The 2,146-nt window shown below is 58.1% G+C and carries 2 protein-coding genes; both read left to right on the top strand.

Going from position 1 to position 2,146, the window contains the following annotated elements; genetic code table 11:
* Nucleotides 1-1,094, top strand: a 1,094-nt coding sequence (locus DVK07_RS19015) for a glycosyltransferase family 4 protein (protein ID WP_147441220.1), incomplete at its 5' end; no start/stop codon positions are given.
* A 48-nt stretch (nucleotides 1,095-1,142) separates the two neighbouring features.
* On the top strand, nucleotides 1,143-2,146 hold a 1,004-nt coding region (locus DVK07_RS19010), incomplete at its 3' end, for a sulfatase (protein WP_121598462.1).

Raw genomic sequence — 2,146 nt, 5'->3', positions numbered from 1 at the left:
AGGAGGCAGCAACGCTTCACAAGAAGGGTGCGGACGTACGGGTCGTGGCCAGTCGGACCGATCCCGAGCTCCCGCAGCGACGCGTCTCCAACGGAGTCCGGATTCGGACGGTCAAATGCGTCCCGGACTTCCTCCAGCGCGCCCCGACCCTCCACTTCTATCTCGCTCGATCGCTGTTTCCGCTCGTTTCTCTACCGATCCTGCTCGCAACGTTGTTCAGCGACGACATCGATATTATCGTCGACAACCACACGCCACATCCGAGCCTCGTCGCGTTCCTCGGGCCGCTGTTCTCCGTGCCGGTGGTGGCGCTCGTCCACGAGTATCACGACCGCAGCGCGATCCAGAAGTACCCGCTCCCGGTCGGTGTCATTCAGCTGCTCGTCCAGAACTTCCTGCGTATCAGGTTGTACGCGGCCGTGATCGTTCCCCGTGAAGAGACGCAGGAGGAGCTACGAGGGTACGGGACATCGATACCGATACACGTCGTGCCGAACGGGCTAGACGTCGACACGTACTTAGAGCCGCCTGCGACGGTGGAGGCCGAGTCGTTCGACTTCATCGTTGTTTCGCGACTCGTTCACCGAAAGGGCATCGACCAACTACTGGAGGCGATGGCGCTCGTTGCCGCGGAGTACCCGTCGGTCCAATTGGGTATCGCCGGCTCGGGACCGGAACAAGATCGGCTAGAGCGACAGGCGGCTGAGTTGGGAATTTGGGAGAACGTGACGTTTCTCGGCTTCGTCTCAGAAGAGCGGAAGCGGGCACTGCTCCACGAGTCGTCAGTCTTCGTGTTGCCATCGCGGCAGGAGGGGTTCGGCATCGCCGTGTTGGAGGCGATGGCGACGGGGACCCAAGTCGTGGCGAACGACTTGGATATTATTCGACGTCTGGTACCGGAGGAACCGAACCGACTCGCCGATGCCAGCGATCCGGAGGCATTCGCGACGGCAATGATGGACGTGCTGAACGAGGAACGAGACGGCGAGCAGCTCTCGACGCCCGAAAATCGGGAGGAGGCCGAACGGTACAGTCTCGACCGCGTCGGCGAACAGGCGACATCAGTATACGATCAAGTGCGTGTACACACCTGAAATGACAGTGACTAATACGATGGGGGTAGGACAAATCGAGTATCCGCTATGACTGATCGCCCGAACATCATTCTCCTCTCGATCGACGCCCTCCGTGCGGATCACCTCGGAGCGCACGGGTACGATCGAGAGACGAGTCCGTTCCTCGACGAACTCGCGGACAGAGAGCTCGCATTCACGACAGCGATCTCCGCGAGTTCACACACCCGGGAGGCCGTCCCGGCGCTGTTGAGCGGGCGCTATCCCGACGTGTTCGCCGCGAACGGGTACCGATACGTGCCGAAGACGGTTGCTGATCGACTTTCGGAGGCAGGGTTCCGAACCGCCGGTTTCCACTCGAATCCCTACGTCTCGCGTGCGTACGGCTACGACAGCGGGTTCGATACCTTCGACGACGACCTCGTACTTGGACGCAACCGGTTCTTCGCACTCGCCCAGCGGGCGCTGAACAAGTTTGTCTTGAATAAGGGTGAGTACCACGCTCGTGCCGCGGAGATCAACGAACGGTCGCTCTCTTGGTTGGATTCAATCGACGACGATCGGCCCTTCTTCCTGTGGAGCCACTATATGGATCCTCACGGGCCGTACAATCCACCCGAGGAGTACTCGTACTCAGAAAGGGAATTGTCGAACAATGATGCGCAGGCGCTCTACCAGAAAACGATTGAACGACCGGAAGACGTATCAGAGAACGAACGCCAGTTGTTGATCGACGCCTACGACGGCGAAATTCGATATCTCGATGATCAGCTCCGGAGGTTTTTCGAGTTGCTAGGAGACAGGGGTTTGGTCAAGGAAAGTTTGATTGTGGTTACAGCCGACCATGGGGATGCGTTTGGTGAACACGGTTACTATACGCATCCTCGACATCTTCACGAATCGTTGCTACACGTCCCATTGTTGGTTTCGCCACCCAATGCTTCGTCTAGCAAAACTATACACGAGCCAGTCAGTACGCTTGATATTGTACCCACCATCATGGAATATGTGAACCGACCCGATGAAGAGCTCCCCGGATTTTCTCTGATGAATACAAAATCACAACAAAATCG

It is taken from the genome of Halorubrum sp. Atlit-26R, assembly GCF_003666015.1.
Classification (GTDB): domain Archaea; phylum Halobacteriota; class Halobacteria; order Halobacteriales; family Haloferacaceae; genus Halorubrum.
Note: the sequence above shows the minus strand (reverse complement) of the source record. Positions and strands in the feature narration are given on the sequence as shown.